Annotated in this window: 3 protein-coding genes; all 3 read right to left on the bottom strand. The window is 41.0% G+C overall.

Going from position 1 to position 2,830, the window contains the following annotated elements:
- A partial coding sequence (locus QZX97_RS09405) for a heavy metal translocating P-type ATPase metal-binding domain-containing protein (RefSeq protein WP_295664596.1) occupies positions 1-483 on the bottom strand: 483 nt, incomplete at its 3' end.
- 109 nt (positions 484-592) lie between these two features.
- Positions 593-1,210 carry a YceI family protein gene (locus QZX97_RS09400; RefSeq protein ID WP_295655744.1) on the bottom strand — a complete coding sequence of 206 codons (618 nt, stop codon included), beginning with the start codon at positions 1,208-1,210 and terminating at the stop codon, positions 593-595.
- Positions 1,211-1,285: 75 nt separating this feature from the next.
- Positions 1,286-2,665: a hypothetical protein gene (locus tag QZX97_RS09395; RefSeq protein ID WP_295655745.1), complete on the bottom strand. Its 1,380-nt coding sequence runs from the start codon at positions 2,663-2,665 to the stop codon at positions 1,286-1,288.
- Between the last annotated feature and the right edge of the window lie 165 nt (positions 2,666-2,830).

Here is a 2,830-nt window from a genome sequence, read left to right as displayed (position 1 = left end):
ATCCTGCAGGCTGATAAGCGGCTCGTAGCCTATATCGTATAAAAGCCCGACCAATTGCTGCAGGCTTAATTGTTTGTGATCGAAACGGATATTGAGCTGCTTTTTTAGAAAATCGACCCGACAATAATGCACCGCGGGGTTGATTTTGTTGAGTTGCTCGAGCAGCCAAAGGCACGAGCTGCAATGGATATGCGGGATGTAAAACGTAACAATGGTAACCTCTTTGTCAGTATAGTCTATCAGCTCGCTGATGATGGAAGGCTCGCCGAGGTAATCGAACCGTTTGTCGGTACGGTTTCGGGTAGCACCCGGATGATCGTTATAATTATAATAGCTGCACAGCTGGTTTTGCGACAAAATTTGGTAAACACTTTTACAACCCTGACAACAAAAATCTTTGTTGTCGGTCTCATGAACATGCGGCTCACATTCGTTGCCGCAATGGTAACAAGTTGTTGTTTGTAGTGTTGATTTATCGATCATGGAATGAAAAGCATCGTGCTTTCAAAACTGCCTGAATATCGGCGGGTAAAGAATGATCCCTGTTGTCGAAAAAAAGTGACGCCCGTCAGTTTTTTTTAGCTTAATGTATTCAGTCAAGTATTTTCATCCGCAAATGAAATGCGACGCTCAATTTATCGTCTGTCCTTATCATACCACCAAACTTGCGGGGCGGCACTAAATTGAAGTCGGTAAAATTCACATCGCGGTACCCCAGCAAATGGATTTGCTTTTGGGAATCCTGGGATACCTGGTAGTTTACTTCGAAGCGCTTGGTAACGCCGGCCAGTTCAATGTCTACCACACCGGTTATCATCTGCGGTTTTTCGGTGAGGGCCGGAAAGCTGTTGAGCGATAAAAATCGGATATGCAGTTTAGGGTATTGTTTGGCATTGAGGGTTTTGCGCAGGTCGTTCGTCATGATGATGTTGTGGCAATCAAAACTTTGAACGTTGAGGTAAATATTGCCACTTAGGTTAATTTCATTGTTGCCCTTCACTTTTGTAAACACCAGCGTGTCTGTTTTATCATAGCCGGGTATTTCGCAGGCAAATTTATTGATGTTGGTACTCCCGTTTACGCAAAGGTTGCTGTTTTGGCTGATGACCCACTTAGTGGTTTCGGTTAGCTGTTTGGATTGCCCCATCACCAGGTATTGCACCGAGAGGAGCAACAACATACAGATGAACAATGGTTTTTGAGGCAACATTTTTACAATGCTTTTTTTATTTATAAAAAAAGCCAGGTTGAAGTGTTCAGCCTGGCTTTTATGTTGATTAAAGTTTTAGAACCCGATGGCAGCTTCAACCATGAAGCCATTAAATTTGCCACCATTCAAAATATTGGTAGGGTCATAATTGTTATAGCTTTGAGTTACATACTCACCTTTCATCATGATGTTTTTGGTGATGAACCAACCCAATGCACCTACAGAACGATCAACAGTAACACTTTGTGAGTTACCTAAAATTGTTGCAGTAACGGTGTCATAACGATACCCTACATAAAAGTTTTCTGTTTTTGCAGGGAACCTGTAAATCAGGTCGGCTGCATATTGTGCGGCACCACGTAATGATGTTTCACTAATGCTACGACCTACTGCGTTTTCAGCGGTTCCAAAAAACTCAAGACCTTTGTATTTCAAGAACACGTTACCCATATAGGTGTGCAGTTCTTCGCTAAAGCCGGGGTTAAACCTTCCAGAAAAAGCATTGTAGTCATTAGCGTTGCTTAATACAGAGCCAGCAGCAGTAGTTGGGTTAGACATTACACCGAAATAGTGTGAACCGGTACGGTCGCCACCAAACATGGTGATGCTATTGGCACTTTTTTCAGTGTAGAAGGATCCTGAAATCCTTAACCTAAAATCGGGGGTCAATTGTTTATCAAAACCAAGTTTACCCAAAAACGCAGGTTGGTAATCATTCAATAAACCTGTTTCGGCATCAGTTTTTGTTGATTGTAAAACGGTTTCATCTAATTCGCCATTGGTGATGCCGCCCATTGCAAATAAGCCTGTTTTAGCGCATTTATAATAAACGTGTATGCCCATTTCGGTAGCAAACTCGTCCATCACATAATTTTCAACAAAGGGGTTATAAATGGTGTTGCCACCGTCTGACCTGCGAAAGTGTTGATCACCGTAATCCACATCATACTGACCAACCACAACAGTTACGCTTTTCATAATGTTATCGGCCAATTGGCTGTGCAGGAATGGCAATTTATCAATTTGTAAATAACCACCTTTTACCCATGTTTCTTCGTGGTGCCTTGCAGCCAGGTATGATGTTAAGTTTAACCGAATACCATCGGCCAATTGTACGTCAAAACTTAAATTCGCCATAGGTAAATCAACACCATCAATCAGCGATATCAAATTGTTAACGTTGCCTGTTGCTGTACCTACTGTTTTTGTTACCGGGATAGCGGTATTTTGATCGCGTAACATTTGGTAGTCAATTTCGAAACCACCACCCACTTTCACTTTTAAACCTTTAAAAGGAACAGTATCTTTTTTGCTGGTTTCGAAAATATTGACACCATCTTTACTATTTGGACGATAAAATTGTATATCACCGTTTTGCGCTTTCAAACTGGTCGGGATCAAACTTAGCCCTCCGATAACAATTGAGCCAAGTAGAGTATAAATTTTAGTTTTCATAATATTATAATTTTAGATTGTTTAAGAAATAGTTGATTATTTTTTGAATAATAAATTGAATTGTATGGTTAAATCGTTGGTTACTTTCATGGCGCCCAACAAAAAGCTTGGCGGATCAATCTTGTAGTCGGTTAATTTCAGTTTTTCGGACCCTGTGCAACTGAT

Source organism: uncultured Mucilaginibacter sp. (genome assembly GCF_903893715.1).
In the GTDB taxonomy this organism is placed as follows: Bacteria; Bacteroidota; Bacteroidia; order Sphingobacteriales; family Sphingobacteriaceae; genus Mucilaginibacter.
Note: the sequence above shows the minus strand (reverse complement) of the source record. Positions and strands in the feature narration are given on the sequence as shown.

What these genes read in the sequence shown, in the direction of transcription:
- QZX97_RS09395 (WP_295655745.1), bottom strand. Translation starts at nt 2,665, where the DNA reads ATGAAAACTAAAATTTATACTCTACTTGGCTCAATTGTTATCGGAGGG.
- QZX97_RS09400 (WP_295655744.1), bottom strand. Translation starts at nt 1,210, where the DNA reads ATGTTGCCTCAAAAACCATTGTTCATCTGTATGTTGTTGCTCCTCTCG.